The following is a 21,498-nucleotide window of genomic DNA, read 5'->3' on the forward strand; positions in this document are numbered from 1 at the left end:
TAAGTTCTTCATATGAACTTACGTCCCCGGGCGGCCATGATGCAAGGTGTGCACATGCGGATCGTGGTTACGGGACGGATACCCGAGGCGGCACTGGAAACCCTGCGGCAGGCGGGCGAGGTTCGGATGCCGGAGACGAACCGCCCGCTGACGCCTGGCGAACTACGCGAGGCCGTCGGCGGCGCCAGCGCGATCGTGAGCATGCTGCACGACAAGATCGACGGCTCGGTTGCCGACGCGGCCGGCCCCGGCCTGCGCGTGGTCGCCAATGTCGCGGTCGGCTATGACAACATCGACGTCGCCGCACTCGCCGAACGGGGTGTGCTGACCACCAACACGCCCGGAGTGCTCACCGACGCCACCGCGGACCTCGCGTTCGGGCTGTTGCTCGCACTCACCCGGCGGCTCGTCGAGGGCGACCGCCTGCTGCGTGCCAGGCGGCCGTGGTCGTTCCATCTCGGCTTCATGCTCGGCTCCGGCTTGCAGGGCAAGACCCTGGGCATCGTCGGCCTCGGCCAGATCGGCCGGGCCGTGGCGCGGCGAGCCCGCGCCTTCGGCATGCACATCATCTACAGTGGACGGTCGCGGTCCGCGGCGGAGAACGAACTCGATGCTCGCTTCGTCACCCAGGACGAGCTGCTGGCCACCGCCGACGTCGTGTCGCTGCACTGCCCGCTCACGCCGGAAACCCGGCACCTGATCGACGCGTCCGCCCTCGCCGCGATGAAGCCGAGCGCGGTGCTGGTGAACACCACACGCGGCCCGGTGGTCGACGAACCCGCCCTCGCCGACGCGCTCGCACGCGGGGAGATCGCGGGCGCGGCCCTGGACGTGTTCGAGAAGGAGCCCGAGGTCGAACCGCGGTTGCTGGAACTCGACAACGTCGTCCTCACCCCACACCTGGGCTCGGCGACAGTGGAGACGCGTACCGAGATGGCCCTACTGGCCGCACACAATGTGATTTCGGTCCTGGGCGGCGGCGAGCCGGTGACTCCGGTACCAGCCGGTTGACTGGTACGACAGTACCATTCTGCACATGCGGTACACCGGGCAAGTTCTGATCTGCGACGCGGACGACACGCTTTGGGAAAACAACGTCGTTTTCGAACGTGTCATCGACGACTACCTCGACTGGCTCGCGCATCCCACGCTCGACCGTGGCGAGCTACGCGCGATCCTCGACGACGTCGAACGCGCGAACTCGGAAGCACACGGGTACGGCATCAAGGTCTTCCTGCGCAGCCTGCACGACTGCTTCGCCCGCCTGCGGGAGCGCCCCGCGACGGAACGGGAACGGCAGGAGATCCTGGAGCTGGCCGACGCCCTGATCAACCACCGCGTCGAGTTGATCCCCGGTGTCGCGGACACCCTCGACGAGCTGAAGGCACGGCACGAACTGCTCCTGCTCACCAAGGGCGACCCGGAGGAGCAGCAGCGCAAGATCGACGCGTCCGGGCTGGCGGGCCACTTCCAGAACGTGTACATCGTGCGGGAAAAGCACGCCGGGACCTACCTGCGGCTCGTCGAGCAGCACGGCTTCCCGCCCGGCCGTGCCTGGATGATCGGCAACTCACCGAAGTCCGACATCCTGCCGGCCCGCCGGGCCGGTATGAACGCGGTGTTCATCCCGAACGAGAACACCTGGGCCCTGGAGGAGGACGAACTCGACCCGGCCGACGACCGCGTCCTCCAGCTGGCCCGCTTCCCCGACCTGCTGGGGCACTTCTGAACCGCGCCCAGGTTCACCTCGCGGTAGACGCGCGTTCGCCCGCGAGGTGAACCTGGGGTCGCGCGAGTCCGGTCAGACCGGGCCGTCGGTGGACGGCTGCGGCACCACGGCGAAACTCAGCTGGCCCGAGTCGTCCTGCTGGACGTCGAGCACCTTGTCGTCGAGGAACTGGGCCGCCTGCGGTTCGAGGAACACCCGGGCACCGCTCTCGGTGCCGAGCACCTGGTCCCCGGCCTCCGGCTGGTCGGCCACGGAAAGCGCCAGTTGCGCACCCGTTTCCTGCTGGGCCTGGACCGCGAACCGCAGCCCGCCCGTTTCCTGTTTGCCTTCCTGGGCGGTCAAGGCGGTGATCGCATCGGCCGCGGCATCGGTCATAGCGAGCATGTCGTGTTCTTCCCTTCGAGTTACGTGCGCTCGTACCCCGACCGTAGGGGGCGGTCGCCTCACCCGCAGAACGACCCCTCCCGGGCGCGTCACCGCCGCGTCAGGGCGCCGAGCCAGCCAGCTCGCCCATGGGGGCGGAGTTGGGGGTCTGGGCTTCCCCAGCCGTGAGTACCGGCGCGGACGCGGGGCGTCGGAGACCTGTTCAGCGGGTGGCCGAAACAAACTCCTTCTTCCGTTCGCGTTGTTCGCGCTGTTCGCGCTGTTCGCGTTCGTGCAGCAGCTGCTTGCGGCGGGTGATCGCGGCGCGCCGTTCCGTCTCGTCGAGGCCGCCCCAGACCCCGAACGGTTCCTCCGCGGTGAGCGCGTGATGCCGGCATTCCACGATGACGGGGCAGGACATGCAGATTCGCTTGGCCCGAGCCACCCGGTCGGCTCGCGCGAATCCCCTTTCCCCGTCAGGATGGAAGAACACCGAGCTGTCCAGATTGCGACAGTTCCCGCGCCGTTGCCACTCCCAGGTTTCGGCGACCGGCGTGGGTAGCCGCGACGTGTCGGCCATGTCCTCACTCACCTCCGCGACCTACGGTTGCGGAGCAGGGCTACCCACCTTCACTTCCCGCTACACCTGCCGGTTACGGCAGATGGCGTACCGAACGCAGAGACCGAGCGACCGCCGCGCGCAACGGCGAAGTGGGATGAGTGACCCGTTACTGTCGAAATCCGGCACAAACGGGTCACTCATACACTTCGTCACTCATGTACTTCGGTCAGGATGTGGCGGGGCGCAGGCGAAGTCCCTGCATCCCGCCGTCAACGCCGAGGGCGACGCCCGTGGTGGCCGACGACAGCGGGCTCGCCAGATACGCGATGGTGTGCGCGACCTCGGCGGCGGTGACCAGGCGTCCCATCGGCTGCCGTGCGGCCAGCGCCAGCCGCTCGGACTCCGGGTCGGGCGCGGCGTCGAGGAGCCGGCCCACCCACGGGGTGTCCGCCGTGCCGGGGCACACGCAGTTGACCCTGATCCCTTCGCGCACATGGTCGGCGGCCATCGCCAGGGTCAGCGACAGGACCGCGCCCTTGCTCGCGGAATACAGCGCCCGCTGCGGCAGCCCCGCCGTCGCGGCGATGGAGCACGTGTTGACGATCGCGGCGTGCGCCGAGCGTCGCAGGTATGGCAGGACCGCCCGGCTCATCCGAGCCATGCCGACCACGTTCACGTCCAGCACCCGGTGCCACTCATCGTCGCTGTTCGCGGTCACGTCGCCCTGCGCGCCGATTCCGGCGTTGTTGACCAGAATGTCGATGCCCGCGAACCGCTCCACGACCGCGCCCACCGCGGCGGTGACGCCCGCGTCGTCGGTGACGTCACAGGAGAACCCGGCGAGCGGCTCGGGCACGTCCGGGTTGAGGTCCAGCACCGCCACCCGGGCGCCACGCTCGGCGAGTGTCTCGGCGGTGGCCCGGCCGATGCCCGACGCACCCCCGGTCACCACCGCCACCAGGTCACCGAACTCGCTCATGGTCACTCCTTCTGCATTGTCGCCGACAGACATCCGATGTATAGAGCAAGATTGTGCCGAACGCCACCCCTGTTCCCGCGAAGTTCCGTGAAAGATCCGATCAGAGCAAGGCCTTCTGGAAGCAGTGATCGACATACCGTCCGGTGGTGTACGGCTCGGTCTCGACGTATCCGTGCCGGGCGTACAGGCTCTTGGCCTCGGTCAGATCCTGCCGGGTGTTGAGGCACATGACCTCAGCGCCCAGCTCACGGGCGGCCCGTTCGGCGGCGAGCAGCAACTGCGAGCCGCCACCGCTCCCGCGTGCCGCGGGGCAGATGTACAGCTTCGTCAACTCGGCCGTTCGCGCGTCCAGGAGTTTCACGCCGACGCATCCGGTGATCGCGCCGCCTGCCCTCGCCAGCAGGAAGACTCCCGAAGGCGGCACGAGGTCATCAGCCGGTTCCGCCGCCAGCGCCCGGTCGACCTCCTCGGCGGTGGCGGGCCGCCCGTAGTAGCGGCCGGCGACGTCTTCGAGGTAGTCGCGCATCACGGCGGTGGCATCGGGATGATCAACCGGGCTCGGCTCGATGGTCCACATACCGGTCATGGTGCACCCGGATGCGGCCGGATCCGAGGCTTTTTCCGGGCAGGACAACGGTGGGTTGAACAGCGTTCAACGTCCGTCCTAGAGTAGCCCCATGCCCCGACTCACCCGCGCCGAAAGCCAGGTACACACCCGTGGCCGGCTCATCGCCACCGCGACCGAACTGTTCCTCCGCGATGGCTACTCGGGGACCTCACTGGACAAGGTCGCGGAGGCGGCCGGGTACTCCAAGGGCGCGGTCTACTCCAATTTCCGCAACAAGGACGAACTCTGCCTGGCCGTGCTCGAGCGGATCCGCTCGCGCAAGGACGCGGCGATGATCGAATCACTCGCCGCTGCCGACGGACCGGAGGCGTTGCTGGACGCGTTCACGTCCTGGTGGGAATCCACGGCCGAGGACGAGCCGTGGGTGGTGCTGGAGACCGAGTACCTGGCGCACGCGCGGCGTGATCCGGAGCTACGACGGGAAGTCGCCGCCCGCAACGCGCGGATCCGCCGCGCGATGACCACGCTGCTCACCGAGCATCTCGAGCGGTGTGACATCAAGCTGCCGCTGCCCGCCGAAACGGTGGCCACGGCGCTGTCCGGCATGTCCGTCGGGCTCGGCCTGCTGCGCTCGGTGGACGACGAACTCGATCTGGGTGCGCTGCCCGCGCTGGTCGAGGTGCTGGTCACCGCCGGCCGAGCGGATGCAGCTCGACATTCCGCAGCCGGCCGGCACTGATCCGCGCGGTCAGGTAGGTGCACGCCGGCTGCCGGCGGCGGTCGGTGGGCGAACCGGGGTTGAGCAGCCGCAGCCCGCCCTCGGCAACGGAATCCCATGGGATGTGGCTGTGCCCGAAGACCAGCACGTCGGTGTCCGGAAAGGCGTGCGCGCACCGCCGCTCCCGCCCCGCGGCCGGGCCGGTCTCGTGCACCACCGCGAGCCGGAGCCCGTCGAGCTCGGCACGCGCCACGGCGGGCAGCCTCGCCCGTAGTTCGGGACCGTCGTTGTTGCCGTAGACCCCGATCACCTCGCGGCATCGCGCGACCATCTCGTCCAGCAGGCCCACCTCGACCCAGTCGCCCGCGTGTACCACCACGTCGGCCTGCTCGGCGACCCGCCAGACCTCCTCGGGCAGCGCGCGAGCCCGCTTGGGCACGTGCGTGTCGGCGATGATGAGCAACCGCATACCTCAGGGTTACCACCCGGGCGCGGTCGGCAGGAGTCCGGATCGTAGTCTTCATCCCGATTGTCTGGATGGAGTGACCACAATGCGCCCCGAAATGTCCAACGACGAACGAACCGACATCCTGGACGCGGTCACCGAAGAGCTTCCGGTGACGCGGCGCCGCCGGCCGTGGCAGAGCTTGCCGTGGCGCCACTGGCCATGGCGCCGGATCGCCCTGATCGCAGGCTCGACGTTGGGTGCGCTCGCCGCACTGTACGCGATGGATCTGCTGATCTCCCAGGGCGACGTGCCACGCGGTGTGACCGTGGCCGGCGTCGACGTGGGTGGCCTCAAACGGTCCGACGCCGAACAGCGCCTACGCGAGCAGCTCGCGCCGCGACTGGCCGAGCCCGTCGCGGTCCAGGCCGGTGACGTCACGACGACGCTCGATCCGGCCTCGGCCGGGCTGGACCTGGACTGGCCGACCACCCTGGATCAGGCCGGCGAGCAGCCGCTCAACCCGTTCACCCGCATCTCTTCGTTCTTCACCCAGCGCGAAGTCGGCGTGGTGACCCACGTCGACCAGCCAAAGGTCACCAAGGCCCTGGAGCGCCTGCGCGAGCAGACCGACCGGGCCCCGGTCGAGGGCACGATCCGGTTCGAGGACGGGCAAGCGGTCGCCGTCGAGCCGCGAGCCGGGCAGATCCTGGACGTGCCGGCGGCCATGCAGGCAGTGGTGGCGGACTGGGCGCACGGGCGCACGGTGAACCTCCCGGTCAGCACCGCTGAAGTCACCGTCAACGCCGAAGCCGTGCGAACCGCGATGGAGCAGTTCGCGCAGCCGGCCGTGTCCGGACCGGTCGTGGTCCACGGCGAGGGCGCCAACGCCCGCCTCGACCCGCGGGCGATCGGGTCCGCGCTGTCCTTCGAACCAGCCGGCGGTGCGCTGACGATGAAGATCGACAACGCGAAGCTGATCGCCGCCGCCGGACCACAGCTGAAATCCACCGAGCAGGAGGGCCGGGACGCGCGGATCGTGTTCTCCGGCGGACGGCCGGCGGTCGAGCCGTCCACCGACGGCAAGGTCGTCGACTGGGACGCGACCCTGAAACCGATGCCGGAAGTGCTGAAACAACTCGAGCGGCGGGAGGTCAACGCGAGCTACCGGACGGAGCCCGCGAAGGTGACCACGGAGCAGGCCAACGGGCTGGGCATCTCGACCGTCATCGGCGAATTCACCACCGGCGGTTTTGCCGCGGATTCCGGGACCAACATCCGGGTCGTGGCCCAGCGGGTCGACGGTGCGATCGTCAAGCCGGGAGAAACATTCAGTCTCAACGGTTTCACCGGTCCGCGCGGCGCGGCGCAGGGATACGTCGAAGCCGGGGTCATCCAGAACGGCGCACCCGGCCGGGAAATCGGCGGGGGCATCTCGCAGTTCGCGACGACCCTGTACAACGCGGCGTATTTCGCCGGGCTGAAGGACGCCGGGCACAAGGAACACAGCTACTACATCAGCCGCTATCCGGCGGCCCGGGAAGCGACGGTGTTCCAGAACCCGAACGGGTCGAGCGTAATCGACCTCAAGTTCACCAACGACTCGCAGACCGGGGTGGTGATCCAGACGATCTGGACGCCGTCGTCGATCACGGTCAAGCTGTGGGGCACCAAACGGTACGACGTGGAATCGGTGCCGGGGCCGCGGACCAATTTCGTCGATCCGGTCGAGCAGCCGGGGCCGGCGGAGAACTGCCACCCGTCCAACGGCGCGCCGGGCTTCACCACCTCGGACACCCGCATCCTGCGGGCGACCGGCACGGGCCAGGAAGTCCGGCGGGATACCCGGACGGTGCACTACAACCCGCAGCCGAAGATCGTCTGCCCGTAGTTCGCGAGTCCCCCGTTCCCGTCACGCGTGTCCCCCACTCCCGTACTGCGAGTTCCCCATTCCCGTACTGCGAGTTCCACGTTCCGGGCGACCGGAAAGTGGGACTCGCGCTACGGGAACGTGGGACACGCGCTACGGGAACGTGGGACACGCGCCGCCTTCGTAGGCCGGCCTCGCTAATCCGGCAGTTGGCGGCCTTGGAGTACGGCGAGGCGGCAGGCGACCCCGTCCAGACAGCGTTCGACGGCGTAGTCGTAGAAGTCGGCGAAATAGTTCGACTGCCGGGGCCGATCGCTGAGCTGGTCGAACGGCGAGGAGTTCTTCGACTCGACGTTGCGGCGTTGCTCGTCCTCGGCCGAGACGAACAGGCAGGCCGTGTTCAGCAGCAGACGAAAGACCGTCGGCGCCTCCTCGCCGAACCCGGCGGCCCACAACGTCCGCACACCGCGGTCGACGAGAGTGGAGGCGGCCGACGAGGTGGCTTCGTAGAGGGCCAGCCGGCGCGCCACGCCGGGATAGCCGGTCAGCACCGATCGCAGGTCGGTCAGTAGCGCCCGGAACCACTCGCGCCAGGGCAGGTCCTCCTCGGGCACCGGCAGCAACTCGATCACTCGCTCGGCCACGGCGGCCACCACGGCCTCCCGGTCGCCCACGTGGTGATAGACGACCGCGGGGTAGGCGTCGAGCGCTCCGGCCAGCTGCCGCAGGGTCCAGCCGTCCAAGCCGTGGCGCGCCGTCAGGTCGATCGCGGAGTTGATGATCTTCTCCGGGGTGACGGCGGGTAAGCCCGCGGCGTCGCGGGAACGCGGGCGGCCACGCACCGCGGCAGACTTCACCATGCCGGTAACCCTAGTCTCCTCGCCGCGAGCTTATTAGCAGGTTGCCAGTTACGTGATCTAGCGAATATCCACTGGCGGCGGCCGACCGGTGATGACAGAGTTGCGCCATGCCGGAAAACGACTCTTCGGATCCGACCGACGACGTCAAGCGCAAGTTCCGCGAAGCCCTCGAGCGCAAGCAGACGAAGGCCAGGAACGGCTCTGCCCACGACAACGGCGGCGCCAAGAACGCCCACGCGCACGGACCCGCCGCGAGCAAGCGCACCTTCCGCCGCAAGTCCGGCTAGCCGCGGATCCCAGGACCGATCACCAGTCCTGGTCCCAGCCCCACCAACACGATTCGATACCAGTTGAGTCCATGAGTGACCCGTTCATGCCGCTGGGTTGCTCGGTTTCTTGACTTGGGTGTTTCCGGTTCGGCATGGTCCGGCCGGTAGTGGCGGGGCAGCAGGAAGCCGGCTGCCAGAGCGGTGACGAGCAGGCCGATGCCCAGCCACAGTGACATGGCGAAGGCATCGCCGACGTGCCGCGCTGGGGTCGCGGTCTGGACCGCTGTCGTAGCGTCCGGTGGGCGTAGTCCGGCGAAGAACACGGTGCCGATCACGGCGACCCCGATGGCGGCGCCGAGGTGGCTGGTGGTGTTGAACAGCCCGGAGCCGGTGCCCGCGTCGGCCGGCTCGAGGTCGGTCAGGGGCAGCACGGCCAGGGGTGAAGTCGCCAGCCCCATGCCGACGGCACCGACGAGGATGCCAGGCAGCAGCGCCGCCCACCCGGTACTCGGCGTGGCACTGGTCGCGGTGACGGCGAGCAGCGCGAAGCCGGCCGCGTTGAGGACCAATCCCGCTTGGACGGTCAGCCGGCCGAACCTGGGCAGCAGCACCGCGGCCGAAAGCCCGGCCATTACGGCCACGACGACCGACCAGGGCAGCAGCGTCAGCCCGGCAGCCAGCGGGCCGTAACCGAGCCCGAGCTGGAGAAACTGCATGAACACCAGGAAGAACCCGATGATGGCGGCGAGAAAAAGCAGCTGCACCACCAGCCCGCCGGACAGCGAACGGATCGCGAGCAGCCCGATCCGCAGCAGGGGGTCTCCACCGCGCGAAGCCAGGCGACGTTGGTGGACGACGAACCCGGCCAGCACCGCCAGACCGGCGATGACCGAGGCGGTGGCCCAGCCGGGCCACTGGGGCCGGTCGGCCGCGGTGATCAGCGGGTAGAGCAACAGCAGCAGCCCGGCCGTGGAGATCCCCACCCCGGCCAGATCCAGGCGGGCGGCGTGGGTCGCGCGGGCCTCGGGCAGCAGCCGCCAGGCGACCGGCATGGCGACGAGGCCGACCAGGACGTTGACGAAGAACACCAGCCGCCACCCGGCGCCGGCGAGGTCCCAGACCACCAGCACCGGCCCCAGGACCGTACCCATTGCGGCGGCCAGCGGGACCAGCGCGGAGTACGTGGCCATCGCGGGTCCCCGCTCGGCCGGGGTGTACATCAGCTGGATCTGGGAGAGCACCTGCGGAACCATGGCCGCGGCGAACAGACCCTGCAGCACCCGTGCGAACACCAGCATGCCCGGTGTCACCGACGCCCCGCAGAGGGCCGAGGCCACGACGAATCCCGCCATACCGGCCAGGAACACCCGTTTGTGCCCAAGCCGGTCACCAGCGCGGGCACCAATGATCAATCCCAGCGCCAGGGCCAGGGTGTAGCCCGACGACATCCACTCCACGGCGCTCGGGCCGGCGCGCAGGTCGGTCTGGATGGACGGCAGGACGACATAGAGGATCGTGACGTCCATCAGGTCCATGAACGCCGCCAGCAGGATCACCAGCAGCGCGACGGTCCGCGCGCGAGGAGAGATCGGCGGCGCGGCGGTCGAAGTGGCAGGCATGATTCCCATCCCTCGGAGATAGCCAGCTAACTGCACCACACAGTTGCTGCGTCGCGCAGCAAGTGCGCGGCGCAGGTTAACCGGCTAGGGTTCGTCCTCGCAAGTCAGCGGAGAGGACGGATGGCGCATGGCCGGGAAACAGGCAGCCGCAGCAGCCCAGCGAATCCTGGGGGCCATGCCCGACTGGGGGCACGCCATCGCCCAGCTCAACGCCGTGGTCGCCGAGCGGATGGGGGTCACGCTCAGCGACCTGGACTGCCTGGACGCGCTGAACAAGCACGGTCCGGCCACCGCGAGCACGCTGGCCCGATTCGTGGACCTGACGTCCGGATCGGTGTCCCGCATGATCGACCGGCTCGACGCGGCCGGCTGCATCAAACGCGTCCAGGACCCGCACGACCGACGCAAGGTGCTGATCGAACCCACCGCCGACGGACTGGAGCGCGTCCGGTCCTACTACGCCAGCCTGGCGGCCTGCACCCTGGACGATCTCGCCGAATTCACCGAGGCCGAACTAGCCGTGGTACAGCGATTCATCGACAAGGCACGCGAGAGCACGAATGCCGAACTCACCCGGCTCCGAAAGGCGTCATCAATCCGCCCAGGAAACAAGAAGGACTCCGCACGGTGACCGGGTTGTCCGTGCGTCGATTCCCCAGCCACGACGGGCTGGAACTGGCCTATCGAGAACTGGGCACCGGCCGCCCCCTCGTGCTGCTGCACGGCTTCACCGCCCACGGACCACAACTGATCGACCCCGGCCCCGCGGGCACTATCGCCGAGCGGGGCTACCGCGTCATCCTGCCGGACCTGCGCGGCCACGGTGACAGCGCCCGGCCGCACGACCCGGTGTCCTACCCGCCCGATGTGCTGGCCGACGACGGTCTCGCCCTGATCGAGTGGCTCGGACTCGACGACTACGACCTCGGCGGCTACTCCCTGGGCGCGCGGATCGTACTGCGCGTGCTGGTCCGCGGCGCCCAGCCGGCCCGCGCGATCGTGGCTGGTCAAGGTCTCACCGCGATCAGCCGCGCGAGCAGGCAGGGCGGCCGGTACCGCCGCGTGCTGACCGCGCTGGTCAACGGGCACGCTCTCGCACCCGGATCAGCGGACGCCGAACAGGCGCACTGGATCACCCAACTCGGCGGCGACCCGCAGGCGCTCCTGCATGTCCTCGACACGCACGTCCCGACATCCGAAGCCGCGTTGTCCCGGCTCACGACCCCCACGCTGGTGGCCGTCGGCGACGAGGACCACGCTTCCGCCTCCGCCGAAGCCCTCGCCGCCACGCTGCCCAACGCGCGATTCACCAAGGTTCCGGGCAACCACTTCACCGCACTAACCAGCCCGGAACTCGCGGCCGCGATCATGGCCTTCCTCGGTCGGCCATCCTGACATCGAGGCGCTCGACGCGGAGGCCGCCGCGAAGGCAGTGGGCGTGCGGAAGCTCCGCACGCCCACTCGAAATCTCGCTCAGGGCAGCAGGATGGACCTCAACCTGCCCACCTCGGACATCCGCCGCTCGGCGAGCCGGTCCGCGGCCGTCGCGGGCGGCACCCCCTCGGCACCGGCCAGTGCGAACACGGCCTTGGTGGTGTCGAAGATCGAGCTCGCGCGCTGCTTGGCGCGCTCGAAGTCGAAGCCGTGCAACTCGTCGCTCACCTGGATCACACCACCCGCGTTGACCAGGTAGTCCGGCGCGTACAGGACACCGCGCTCGGAGAGCAGCTTGTCGATGTCGGGATGGGCGAGCTGGTTGTTCGCCGCGCCACAGACGATCTCGGCCCGCAGCCTGGGCACCGTTTGGTCGGTGAGGACACCGCCGAGCGCGCAGGGCGCGAAGATGTCCAACTGCTGGCCGATCAGGTCGTCGACGACCGTGACCTCCGGGTGCGCGGCGAGGGTGCGCTCGATCGCGGCGGCCGAGACATCGCAGACCACCACTTCGGCGCCCGCGTCCAGGAGATGACCGACCAGTATGCGCCCGACCTTGCCGACCCCGGCCACGCCGACCCGGCGGCCGGCGAGATCCGGCGTGCCCCAGCGGTGTTCGGCGCAGGCGCGCATGCCCTGGAAGACCCCGAAAGCGGTGAGCACCGAGGAGTCACCCGCCCCGCCGTTGGCGGCCGAGCGCCCGGTGACGAACCGGGTTTCCCTTGCCACTACGTCCATGTCCGCGACGTAGGTACCCACGTCACAAGCGGTGATGTAGCGGCCGCCGAGGGACTGCACGAAACGCCCGTAGGCCCGCAGCAGCGCCTCCGTCTTGGTGGTCTCCGGGTCGCCGATGATCACCGCCTTGCCGCCGCCGAGATCGAGCCCCGCCAGCGCGTTCTTGTAGGCCATCCCCTTGGCCAGCGCCAGCACGTCGTCCAGCGCCTCGCTTTCGGCCTGGTAGGGGTAGAACCGCGTGCCGCCCAGTGCTGGGCCCAGCGCGGTGGAGTAGATGGCGATGATCGCCTTGAGGCCGGTCTGCGCATCCTGGCAGAACACGACCTGCTCATGGCCGCTGCCGCGGCCGAACACGACTTCCGTCACGGTCGGTGACTCCTCTTTCGAAACGCTTGTGGCGCCTGGTATATCGCTACCACGGAAAGGTCGTTTCCGCGTCTCAACCGTGCCACGCCGGTGAAACCTCTGGCAAGATCGGGTTGCGCGCGCCGGCTCGGTCGCGACCGGGCGCCGCCGGAGCAGCACACGGGGCGGGAGAGCCGTCCCGCGCCGCCACCGGTTACGTGGTGGAACGAACCATTCATCCGTTTGCCAACCAAAGTAGGAAATTGGTCATTCTTCCGACCAAGGTATACTTTTGGCGGCTGGTTGAGTCTTTTACTTCCCCCAATCGGGTTTGGCCTTTAATCTCTGGCGGGTTCAGCCTTCAACCTCCAGAGGGGAAGTTGCAGTGCGAAGAGCTTTGACCCTGTTCTTTTCGGCCACACTCGTGACAGCGGCCGCCGCGACCCCGGCGTGGGCCGCGCAGGGGCGCGCGGTGATCCCGTCGTCGCACCCGCAGTGGGCCACCCCGCAGAGCAAGGTGGCGGATGCCAGCCCGTCGTCCCAGCTGAGCTTCCGGGTCTACCTGTCCATGCGTGACCAGGCCGGCGCGGAAGCCGCCGCGCAGGCGGTCAGCGACCCGTCGAGCGCGACTTACCGGCAGTACCTGAGCCCGGACCAGGTACGCGATCGGTTCGCCGCCACCGACGCTACGGTCGATTCGGTGCGGAACTGGTTGTCCGCGAGCGGGTTCGCCATCGGCGACGTGCCATCCAACAAGGCATATGTGCAGGCCACCGGCACCACCGGCCAGGTCGAGCAGGCGTTCGGCGTGCAACTGGCCAAGTACCGGGTGGCGGGGCAGGTGCTGCGGGCGGCGGACCGGGAGTTGTCCGTTCCGACGCCGCTGGCCCGCGACGTGCTCGGTGTGGTCGGTGTGGACCAGGCCGGCCAACTGCTCAAGCCGAACCACACCGCCGGCACCACCCCGTCCGACGTGCCACCGGAGGCCGGCTTCCGCAACGCGCCACCGTGCAGCGACTACTACGGCCAGAAGATCGACACCACCGACCCGGCCTTCGGCGGCGAGCAACGGCCGTACGCGCCGTGCGGTTACAACCCGGCCCAGCTGCGGTCGGCCTACGGTGTGGACCAGGTGCCCTCGACCGGCGCCGGCACCACCGTGGCCATTGTGGACGCTTTCGCTTCGCCGACGCTCTTCGCCGACGCGAGCGAATACGCGCGCCGCAACGACCCCGCGCATCCGTTGCGGCCGTCCCAGTTCGCCGAGCACATCTTCCCGACGAACTCCGCGCTGGAGCCGCCGGACCAGTGTGACGCGGCGGGCTGGTACGGGGAGCAGACCCTCGACGTCGAGGCCGTGCACGCGCTCGCCCCGGACGCGAACATCCTGTACGTGGGCGGTTCCGACTGCCAGGACGCATCGCTGGACGAGGCGCTGAACTGGATCGTGGCCGGCCACCACGCGGACATCATCTCCAACTCCTACGGCGACGCCGGCGAGGACGTCCCGCGCTCCGAGGTGGCGGCCTGGAACCAGATCTCGATCCAGGCGGTGCTGCAGGGCATCGGCGTCTACTTCTCCTCCGGTGACTCCGGGGACGAAGCGGCCCGGCTCGGGGCCCCAGCGGCGGACTTCCCGGCCTCCCAACCCTGGGTGACCGCGGTCGGCGGGACCAGCCTGGCGGTCGGCGAGGACGGCAAGCGCATCTTCGAAACCGGTTGGGAGACCGGCCGGAGCGTGCTGACCAACGGCGCCTACGTGCCCGGCCCGCCCGGGGCGTTCCAGTCCGGCTCCGGCGGTGGTACCAGCGTGCTCTTCGGCCAGCCCTTCTACCAGCGGGGAATCGTGCCGGACGCGCTGGCGAACCAGAACCAGCACGGCAAGAAGCGGGGCCGGGTGGTTCCGGACATCTCGACGGTCGGCGACCCGAACACCGGCTTCCTGGTCGGGCAGACGCAAACCTTCCCGGAGGGTGTCTCCTACGACCAGTACCGGCTCGGCGGCACCAGCCTGTCGTCGCCGGTGCTCGCCGGCATCATGGCGGTGTCCGACAGCCTCGTCCACTTCCACCACGGGTTCATCAACCCGCTGATCTACGCGACCGCCAAGTCGCCGTCGATCAACGACGTGCAACACGTGGAGGGCGCGGTCCAACGGGTCGACTTCGTCAACTCGACGGACGCTTCGGACGGCCTGATCGTGTCCGCCCGCAAGCTCGACTTCCCGAACCTGACCATCCACACCACTCGCGGCTACGACAACGTCACCGGCGTTGGCTCGCCCAACGGCCCGGCGTTCCTGTACCGGCCGTAGCCCGGATCCGATGACGGCCGCCTCGGGGAATTCCCTCGAGGCGGCCGTTTTGTTTCACTGTTCGTCGAGCCGGTTCACCACCCTCCGACGGGTGGCGGCTTGAGGATCTGGGCGATGTTCATCCAGAAACCGGCCGAGGCGAGCACCACGGTCAAGGTGGAAAGCGCTTTCTGGTCATAGTGCTGGGAGACCTCGGCGAACAGGTCATCGGTGACCCGCTCGTCGCCTCGCGTGTTCGGCTGGAACATGGCTTCGGTCAGCGCCAGCGCGGCCCGCTCGGCATCGGTGAAGAAGGGCGCGTCCCACCAGGTCGCCACGCTGGCGATGCGCTCCTCGGACTCCCCGGCCTGGCGCAGGTCCGCCGAGTGCCTTAGCACCTGGTAGGTGTTGCCGACGATCTGGCCGGCACGCAGGTAGCTCAGGCTGATCGTGGCCGGTGGTACCGAGCCGTTCATGGTGGCCTTCGCCAGCGCGCCGGCCACCTCCGGGATTTCCGGCACGAGCTCGTTGATATCGGGTATCCGGTTGTCCACGGTGTTCTCCATGGTCGTCGGGAATGTTGTCAGCTCTTTGAGCCTTCGGAAGCCGATGATGTGACAGACGGGCTCGCGCCACTCTCGGCGAGGACTGCGGCGGCGCGGCGGACGCGACCCGGCTCGCGGATACCGTCGATGGCGACGATCTTGTCGTCCGCGACGGTGAAGACGAGGATGGCCAGCGGCTGCCCGTCGAGGGTGATCACCACGCCCAGCGCACCGTTGACCAGTACCGGATGCAGCTGGCCGCCACGCGGGGCCCGAGCCAGCTTGGCCACCGCCGACGCACCGCGGATGACCGCCGGCCGTCCGCCGGGGCCGTAGTCGGTGCTCAGCACCACGTCGGGGTCGAGGATCTGGACCAGAGCGTCGAAGTCGCCGGCCCGCGCGGCCGCGTAGAAGGCGTCGACCACCCGCCGCTGCCGCGCCAGGTCCGGATCGGGCAACCGGATTTCCGCGCCGTTCACCCGGCGCCGTGCCCGGCTGGCCAGCTGCCGCGTGGCCGCCGGAGTACGCCCCACAATTCCGGCGATCTCGTCGAACGGCAGCTCGAACATGTCGTGCAGCACGAACGCCAATCGTTCGGCCGGATTGAGCCGGTCGAGCACCACGAGCAGGGCAAGCCCCACCGAGTCGGCCAGCAACGCTTCCTGCTCAGGGTCGAGGTCGGCGTCTGGAACGACGATCGGGTCAGGCAGCTGCGCCGCGAACGAATCCTCCCGCCGGTGCCGTCGGGAACGCAGCATGTGCAGGCACTCCCGCGCGACGACGGTGGTCAGCCACCCCTCGAGATTGCCGATCTGGCCCGCATCGGATCGGCTCAGCCGCAACCAGGCGTCCTGGACGGCGTCGTCGGCCTCGGTCCGCGAACCAAGCATCCGATACGCCACCGCCCGCAGCCGCGAGCGGTGCTGCTCGAAGCGTTCGGCCAGCCACTCGGTCTCGTCCATCGGTCACTCCATCCCTTGTCCAGGCTCATGGAGGTGAACCCGCGGACGCGTCGAATGTGACAAGCAGCGATGGGGTGGATGGTCTGCCGTGCGGCCTCGTTATCGCTGGACGCCGCCGTGACGTAGTCCGTTCACCAGGAGGGCGAGCAGGCGGTCGGCTCGAGCGGAACTGTCCGGGGCGTCCTGGGTGGCCCAGGCGATCGCGCCGATCATCTTCAACACATCCGCGTCGTCCGCATCGGCGACGATCGCTCCTGATTGCCGCGCCCGCGCCAGCAACGCGGCCCCCACCTCGAACATCTGGGCATGCCAGGTCGATACCAGGCTGTCCCCGCGATCGAGGGCCGAGTTCATCACCGTGGCCGAAAGGCCTCGATAGGTCAGGCCATGTTCGAGCGCGGCACGCAACCACGTGGACAACGCGTCGAATTCGTCCTCGGCGGTCAGCAGCCGGCGGCCAAGATCGATCAATTCGGTTATCTGCTCGGCGAGCACCGCCTCGATGAGATCCAATCTGGTGGGAAAATGTCGATACAGCGTCCCGCTGGCCACCCCTGCCCGCCGAGCGATCTCGTCCAACGAGGCGTCCACGCCGGACTCGGCGAACGCGATCTTCGCCTGCTCGACCAACTGCCCATAGTTACGCCGGGCGTCCGCACGCATCGGACGCCCGGCGCGCGACCGCGGCTCGTGATCTGCCAGCGCAACCACCACATCCTTGCTAACCGGGGGCACAGTCCGATACCGTGCCCAGCTAACCGGACTATGCCTCATCTTACCGGCATGGCCCCCAGAGCATGGAGGTCCGCTCCCATGGCGCCGACAGCACAAGACCGAACCGGCACCACCGACCTGATCAACAGGCAAGCCGCACTTGGCGAACAAGAAACCGGTCCACGTGAGGTTCTGGAGCGTTACCGTCAAGCCTCCATCAACCAGTCCGCCGACGAGATGAGGCGGATATACGCAATCCACGCGGTCCACGAGTTCCCGTTCGCGTATCCAGGCGTGCCGTCCCGGCTTGAGGGGCGGGACAAAATCGTGAACTGGATAGCTGCGGGCTGGAAGGCCAACCCGCTGAAATATGAGCGCTACCGTACTCTTGCCATCCACGACACCAAGGAAACGATCATCGTCGAACAGGAAGCCATCGGGACCAGCGCATCGACCGGCGAATTCACGCTTCCCAATATCGTCGTGCTCACCGTCCACAACGGACAGATCACCCGCCTGCGCGACTACGTCAACATCCCGGCAGCCGCGGCCGCCCTGGGACACGATATCTGAACGCGGTGTCCGGGAAGCGTATCTGCTCCCATTGCTCGCCGGTCAGGTACTGGTGGCGCGAGCACAAGGCGTGAAGGGCACCACCCTGCCCGGCAAGGTGAGGAGCAGCACACGTTTCATTTCTCCGAAACCGACCGCCGCAGCAGTTCCGCCAGGTGCACGGGGGTCTTCGCGGACGTCTGAGCGATCTGGGTCCGGCAGCTGAACCCGTCGGCGATGACCACGGTGCTGGGGCTTGCCTGCCGAACCGCGGGCAGCATGCGATCCTCCGCGCAGGCGAGGGAAACCTCGTAGTGGCCGCGCTCGAACCCGAAGTTCCCCGCCAGACCGCAACACCCGGAGTCCAGGGTGGTGTTCCGGATACCGGCCCTGGCCATCAGGCGCTCGTCGGCGTCGAAGCCGAGCACGGCGTGCTGGTGGCAGTGCACCTGGGTGATCGCGTCCACGCCGAGATCACGCAGCGGCAGTTCGGCGTCGGCGACCAGTTCCGCGAACGTGCGCGTGCGCGCCGCGAGCAGTTCGGCGGTCTCGTCGCCGGGCAGCAAGTTCTCCAGGTCTCCGCGGAACAGCGCGGTGCAGCTTGGTTCCAGCCCGACCACCTCGTATCCCGCGTCGAGATGGGGGCGCAACACCGACAGGGTCCGTGCCAGCACGCGCCGGGCGATGCCGAGCTGCCCGGTGGACACCCACGTCAGTCCACAACAGACAGACCGGTCCGGCAGCGCGACGTCGTACCCGGCCAACGTCAACACCCCGGTGGCCGCGTGCAGGATCTGCGGGGTGAAGAAGTTGTTGAACGTGTCCGGCCACAGCAGCACCGGCCGCGCTCCGGTACGGCGGCGGAGATCCCGGCGGTCACGCGTGAACGGGCGCTTGGCGAAGACGGGCAGCCGGCGCTCGGGCGCGATACCGGCGATCCGTTTCAGCATCGGCGCCAGGCGGTTCGCCGCCGTGGGCGAGAGCGCGGAAACCCGCAGCCACATCGGCAGCCAGCCCAGCGAGTAGTGCGACGCGGGCCGCACCCGACCACGGTAGTGCTGGTGAAGGAACTCCGCCTTGTAGGTCGCCATGTCGACATCGACCGGACAGTCCGACAGGCATCCCTTGCAGGACAGGCACAAGTCGAGCGCGTCAAGCACCTCGCGTGAGCGCCAGCCGTCCCTGACCAGCTCCCCGTTGATCATCTCGGCGAGCAGGTGCGCCCGCCCGCGCGTGGAATGCTTCTCGTCCCGGGTGACCCGGTAACTCGGGCACATCACCCCGCCGCCACCCGTGTTGCGGCACTTGCCGACGCCGACACAGCGCCGCATCGCCTCACCGAAACTGCCGTGGTCGCGCGGGTAGCCGAACACGGTCACCGACTCGATCTCGCGCGGCGCCCGCCGGACCCGCAGGTCGGTGTCCACCGGTCGCGGATCGACCAGCACCCCGGGGTTCATCATCCCGTCCGGGTCGAAGATCCCCTTGAACCGCGCGAACAACCTCAGCATCTCCGGGCTGTACACGCGGGGCAGCAACTCGGACCGGGCCTGACCGTCGCCGTGCTCGCCGGAGAGCGACCCGCCGTGCGCCGCGACGAGATCCGCGGCGTCTTCCAGGAACGACCGGAAACCGGCGATCCCGGGCCGGGACAGCAGGTCGAAGTCGATCCGCATGTGCAGGCAACCCTCCCCGTAATGGCCGTACACCAGGGTTTTCCGGCCGTGACGGGCGATCAGCGCCTTCAGCTCACGCAGGTAGGCGCCGAGGTTCTCCGGTGGCACCGCCGCGTCCTCCCAGCCCGGCCAAGCCTCCGAGCCGTCCGCCATGCGAGTGGACAGCCCCGCGCCCTCCTCGCGGATACGCCACAACCGCCCCTGCTCGACCGGATCGGTGAGCACGGTGTGCCCGGTCAGCCGGTCGGCGAGCGCCTTGGCCAGCTCGCCGGCCCGGTGTGCGGGCTCGCCGGGCTCCTCGCCGGGCAGCTCCACCATCAGCCAGGCCCGGCCCTCCGGCAGCGCGGAGCCGTCCCGCACCAGGCCGACGATGCCGATGTCCAGCCCCTCCACGGTCAGCGGCGACCACTTCAGGATCTCGGACACGGCGTCCGCGGCGGCGACGTCGGAGCTGAAGCCGAGCACCGCGAGCGCCTTGTGTCGCGGCAGGGCGACGAGCCGAACCGTCGCGTCTAGCACGGTCACGCAGGTTCCCTCGCTGCCGGTCAGCGCCCGCGCGAGGTTGAACCCGTTCTCCGGCAACAGGTGTTCCAAGCCGTACCCGGAACCGCGCCGCCCCCAGGTCGCCAGCTCGGTGCGCAGCAAGGCGAGGTTGCCGTCGACGAGATCCAGCAGTTCCCGGTAGACCCGGCCCTCGGTGCCCGGCAGTCGCGCCCGCCTGTCCATTTCGGACCGTGAGGCCGCCCCGGCGGTCAGCCGGGTACCGTCGGGGAGCAGCACCTCCATGCTCTCCAGGTTGTCGGCCGTGCGCCCCCACGCGACCGAGTGGGAGCCGCACGAGTTGTTCCCGATCATCCCGCCGATCGTGCAGCGGCTGTGCGTGGACGGGTCCGGCCCGAACCGCAGGCCGTGCGGAGCGGCCACCGCCTGCAGGTCGTCGAGCACCGTGCCGGGTGCCACCCGGGCCAGGTGCCCGGCTTCCTCGCGCACCCCGGTCAGGTAGCGGGAGGTGTCCAGCACCAACCCCGGGCCGATCGCGTTGCCCGCGATGCTGGTGCCGCCGCCGCGCGCGATCACCGGCACCCCGGCCTCCCGGCAGGCGGCGACCGCGGCCACCACCTCGTCCACGGTTCTCGGGAGCAGCACGCCGACCGGCACGTGCCGGTAGTTGGAGGCGTCGGCGGTGTAGAGCGCGAGGGTCCCAGGATCGAACGACACGGCCTCGCCGAGCCGTTGACGCAGTTTCTCGCGCATGGATTAACGGTAATGTCCCCTGGATAGGGCTGCCACGGCTGCGCTTCCCTGCCCCGGGTGTGCCACCCAGTGGGACAGCCGGCTTGCCCGAACCCGGCGCACCCGGGCAGAGTCCGTCGTCGTGGAACCGACACAGGTGCGTGAAGCGGCCGAGAAGTTGCTGCTGGCCCACGAAAAGGGCGAACCGATCGCCCCGATCATCGAGACCCATCCCGGCGCGACGGTGGCCGACGCGTACCGCATCCAGCAGGAGCAGGTGCGCGTGTGGACCAGCCGGGGCGATCAGGTCAAGGGCCACAAGGTGGGCCTGAGCTCGCCGGCCATGCAGCAGCAGATGGGCGTGAACCAGCCCGACTACGGCCACCTGCTGGGCGGGATGTTCCACCTCGAGCATCTGCCGATCGACGCCGGCGCCTTCCTGCAACCCCGCATCGAACCGGAGATCGCGTTCGTGCTCTCCGGGCGGCTCTCCGGACCGGGCGTGACCGCGGCGGACGCGATCCGTGCGGTGGACTTCGTGGTGCCGGCGCTGGAGATCGTGGACTCGCGCATCACGGAGTGGAAGATCTCCATTGTGGACACCATCGCGGACAACGCATCGTCGGGCGGCGTGGTGCTGGGCAGCAAACCGACACCGCTGTCCTCGGTCGACCTGCGGCTGGTCGGCTGCACGTTGCGCATCGGCGGCGAACTGGTGGCCACCGGGGCGGGCGGCGCGGTGCTCGGCTCACCGCTGAACGCCCTGGTGTGGCTGGCCAACACCCTCGGCCCGCTCGGCATCGACCTCGAACCCGGGCACGTCGTCCTGCCCGGGTCGATGACCCGCGCCTTCCCCGTCCGTCCCGGCGACGCCGTCTTCGCCGACATGGGCCCACTGGGCGGCGTCACCGCCGTGTTCGCCGCCGACGCCACGACCTGACCCTCCCACGCACGAGTCCCACACCCCCGTCACGCGAGTCCCACACCCCCGTCACGCGAGTCCCCCGTTCCGGACCCGCGAGTT

The 21,498-nt window shown here is 69.1% G+C and carries 22 protein-coding genes; 10 read left to right on the top strand and 12 right to left on the bottom strand.

What is annotated here, in order from left to right:
- Positions 1-54: 54 nt before the first annotated feature.
- Both A3CU_RS0142090 and A3CU_RS0142095 read left to right on the top strand, forming a co-directional pair.
- Complete coding sequence (locus tag A3CU_RS0142090) at positions 55-1,011, top strand: 2-hydroxyacid dehydrogenase (protein ID WP_043844366.1); 957 nt, start codon at positions 55-57, stop codon at positions 1,009-1,011.
- 25 nt (positions 1,012-1,036) lie between these two features.
- On the top strand, positions 1,037-1,729 hold the full coding sequence (locus tag A3CU_RS0142095; RefSeq protein WP_027947296.1) for an HAD family hydrolase: 693 nt from the start codon (positions 1,037-1,039) through the stop codon (positions 1,727-1,729).
- A gap of 72 nt (positions 1,730-1,801) precedes the next feature.
- Here A3CU_RS0142095 and A3CU_RS0142100 read toward each other — a convergent pair whose 3' ends face one another.
- From A3CU_RS0142100 to A3CU_RS0142115, 4 genes are all read right to left on the bottom strand, one after another.
- Positions 1,802-2,113, bottom strand: a complete 312-nt coding sequence (locus A3CU_RS0142100) for an iron-sulfur cluster biosynthesis family protein (RefSeq protein WP_027947297.1) — start codon at positions 2,111-2,113, stop codon at positions 1,802-1,804.
- Between the two features lie 202 nt (positions 2,114-2,315).
- Positions 2,316-2,672, bottom strand: a complete 357-nt coding sequence (locus tag A3CU_RS49425; RefSeq protein ID WP_211246648.1) for a WhiB family transcriptional regulator — start codon at positions 2,670-2,672, stop codon at positions 2,316-2,318.
- A 208-nt stretch (positions 2,673-2,880) separates the two neighbouring features.
- Positions 2,881-3,633, bottom strand: coding sequence for an SDR family NAD(P)-dependent oxidoreductase (locus A3CU_RS0142110; protein WP_027947298.1), 753 nt, complete (start codon positions 3,631-3,633; stop codon positions 2,881-2,883).
- Positions 3,634-3,733: 100 nt separating this feature from the next.
- Positions 3,734-4,210, bottom strand: a complete 477-nt coding sequence (locus A3CU_RS0142115) for a GNAT family N-acetyltransferase (RefSeq protein ID WP_027947299.1) — start codon at positions 4,208-4,210, stop codon at positions 3,734-3,736.
- Positions 4,211-4,310: 100 nt separating this feature from the next.
- Here A3CU_RS0142115 and A3CU_RS49430 point away from each other — a divergent pair, with 100 nt between their 5' ends.
- A complete protein-coding gene (locus tag A3CU_RS49430) occupies positions 4,311-4,940 on the top strand; it encodes a TetR/AcrR family transcriptional regulator (protein ID WP_052373146.1) in 630 nt (209 codons plus the stop codon).
- Here the strand turns inward: A3CU_RS49430 and A3CU_RS0142125 are convergent.
- Positions 4,888-5,388: a metallophosphoesterase family protein gene (locus tag A3CU_RS0142125; protein ID WP_027947300.1), complete on the bottom strand. Its 501-nt coding sequence runs from the start codon at positions 5,386-5,388 to the stop codon at positions 4,888-4,890. The genes A3CU_RS49430 and A3CU_RS0142125 overlap by 53 nt on opposite strands.
- 94 nt (positions 5,389-5,482) lie before the next feature.
- Between A3CU_RS0142125 and A3CU_RS0142130 the strand changes: the two genes are divergently transcribed.
- On the top strand, positions 5,483-7,255 hold the full coding sequence (locus tag A3CU_RS0142130; RefSeq protein WP_027947301.1) for a VanW family protein: 1,773 nt from the start codon (positions 5,483-5,485) through the stop codon (positions 7,253-7,255).
- A 176-nt stretch (positions 7,256-7,431) separates the two neighbouring features.
- On the opposite strand, the gene A3CU_RS50500 is transcribed toward A3CU_RS0142130, so the two are convergent.
- On the bottom strand, positions 7,432-8,094 hold the full coding sequence (locus A3CU_RS50500) for a TetR/AcrR family transcriptional regulator (protein WP_027947302.1): 663 nt from the start codon (positions 8,092-8,094) through the stop codon (positions 7,432-7,434).
- Between the two features lie 107 nt (positions 8,095-8,201).
- On the opposite strand from A3CU_RS50500, the gene A3CU_RS0142140 reads away from it, so the two are divergent.
- Positions 8,202-8,381 (top strand): DUF5302 domain-containing protein, encoded by a 180-nt coding sequence (locus A3CU_RS0142140; RefSeq protein WP_027947303.1) that lies wholly within the window; start codon positions 8,202-8,204, stop codon positions 8,379-8,381.
- Here the strand turns inward: A3CU_RS0142140 and A3CU_RS49440 are convergent.
- Positions 8,378-9,982: an MFS transporter gene (locus A3CU_RS49440; RefSeq protein WP_169739759.1), complete on the bottom strand. Its 1,605-nt coding sequence runs from the start codon at positions 9,980-9,982 to the stop codon at positions 8,378-8,380. The genes A3CU_RS0142140 and A3CU_RS49440 overlap by 4 nt on opposite strands.
- 127 nt (positions 9,983-10,109) lie before the next feature.
- On the opposite strand from A3CU_RS49440, the gene A3CU_RS49445 reads away from it, so the two are divergent.
- Both A3CU_RS49445 and A3CU_RS0142155 read left to right on the top strand, forming a co-directional pair.
- Positions 10,110-10,613 carry a MarR family winged helix-turn-helix transcriptional regulator gene (locus tag A3CU_RS49445; RefSeq protein ID WP_052373150.1) on the top strand — a complete coding sequence of 168 codons (504 nt, stop codon included), beginning with the start codon at positions 10,110-10,112 and terminating at the stop codon, positions 10,611-10,613.
- Complete coding sequence (locus A3CU_RS0142155; protein ID WP_027947304.1) at positions 10,610-11,377, top strand: alpha/beta fold hydrolase; 768 nt, start codon at positions 10,610-10,612, stop codon at positions 11,375-11,377. The genes A3CU_RS49445 and A3CU_RS0142155 overlap by 4 nt, the downstream gene beginning before the upstream one ends.
- Before the next feature lie 78 nt (positions 11,378-11,455).
- Here A3CU_RS0142155 and A3CU_RS0142160 read toward each other — a convergent pair whose 3' ends face one another.
- Positions 11,456-12,520, bottom strand: coding sequence for a Glu/Leu/Phe/Val family dehydrogenase (locus A3CU_RS0142160; RefSeq protein WP_027947305.1), 1,065 nt, complete (start codon positions 12,518-12,520; stop codon positions 11,456-11,458).
- A 364-nt stretch (positions 12,521-12,884) separates the two neighbouring features.
- On the opposite strand from A3CU_RS0142160, the gene A3CU_RS0142165 reads away from it, so the two are divergent.
- Positions 12,885-14,813 carry a S53 family peptidase gene (locus A3CU_RS0142165; protein WP_027947306.1) on the top strand — a complete coding sequence of 643 codons (1,929 nt, stop codon included), beginning with the start codon at positions 12,885-12,887 and terminating at the stop codon, positions 14,811-14,813.
- Positions 14,814-14,887: 74 nt separating this feature from the next.
- On the opposite strand, the gene A3CU_RS0142170 is transcribed toward A3CU_RS0142165, so the two are convergent.
- The 3 genes from A3CU_RS0142170 to A3CU_RS0142180 all read right to left on the bottom strand — a co-directional run bounded on the left by A3CU_RS0142170 (position 14,888) and on the right by A3CU_RS0142180 (position 17,010).
- Positions 14,888-15,358 (bottom strand): carboxymuconolactone decarboxylase family protein, encoded by a 471-nt coding sequence (locus A3CU_RS0142170; RefSeq protein WP_027947307.1) that lies wholly within the window; start codon positions 15,356-15,358, stop codon positions 14,888-14,890.
- Positions 15,359-15,375: 17 nt separating this feature from the next.
- Positions 15,376-16,299 carry a sigma-70 family RNA polymerase sigma factor gene (locus A3CU_RS49450; protein WP_052373152.1) on the bottom strand — a complete coding sequence of 308 codons (924 nt, stop codon included), beginning with the start codon at positions 16,297-16,299 and terminating at the stop codon, positions 15,376-15,378.
- Between the two features lie 99 nt (positions 16,300-16,398).
- Positions 16,399-17,010 (bottom strand): TetR/AcrR family transcriptional regulator, encoded by a 612-nt coding sequence (locus A3CU_RS0142180; protein WP_169739760.1) that lies wholly within the window; start codon positions 17,008-17,010, stop codon positions 16,399-16,401.
- 102 nt (positions 17,011-17,112) lie between these two features.
- Between A3CU_RS0142180 and A3CU_RS49455 the strand changes: the two genes are divergently transcribed.
- Complete coding sequence (locus A3CU_RS49455) at positions 17,113-17,586, top strand: nuclear transport factor 2 family protein (protein WP_245617562.1); 474 nt, start codon at positions 17,113-17,115, stop codon at positions 17,584-17,586.
- Positions 17,587-17,702: 116 nt separating this feature from the next.
- On the opposite strand, the gene A3CU_RS0142190 is transcribed toward A3CU_RS49455, so the two are convergent.
- Entirely contained in the window at positions 17,703-20,495 is a 2,793-nt protein-coding gene (locus tag A3CU_RS0142190; protein ID WP_052373155.1) for an FAD-binding and (Fe-S)-binding domain-containing protein, read from the bottom strand.
- Positions 20,496-20,616: 121 nt separating this feature from the next.
- Here A3CU_RS0142190 and A3CU_RS0142195 point away from each other — a divergent pair, with 121 nt between their 5' ends.
- Positions 20,617-21,414: a 2-keto-4-pentenoate hydratase gene (locus A3CU_RS0142195; protein WP_027947311.1), complete on the top strand. Its 798-nt coding sequence runs from the start codon at positions 20,617-20,619 to the stop codon at positions 21,412-21,414.
- The last annotated feature ends 84 nt before the right edge of the window (positions 21,415-21,498 follow it).

This window comes from Amycolatopsis taiwanensis DSM 45107 (assembly GCF_000519205.1).
GTDB lineage: Bacteria > Actinomycetota > Actinomycetes > Mycobacteriales > Pseudonocardiaceae > Amycolatopsis_E > Amycolatopsis_E taiwanensis.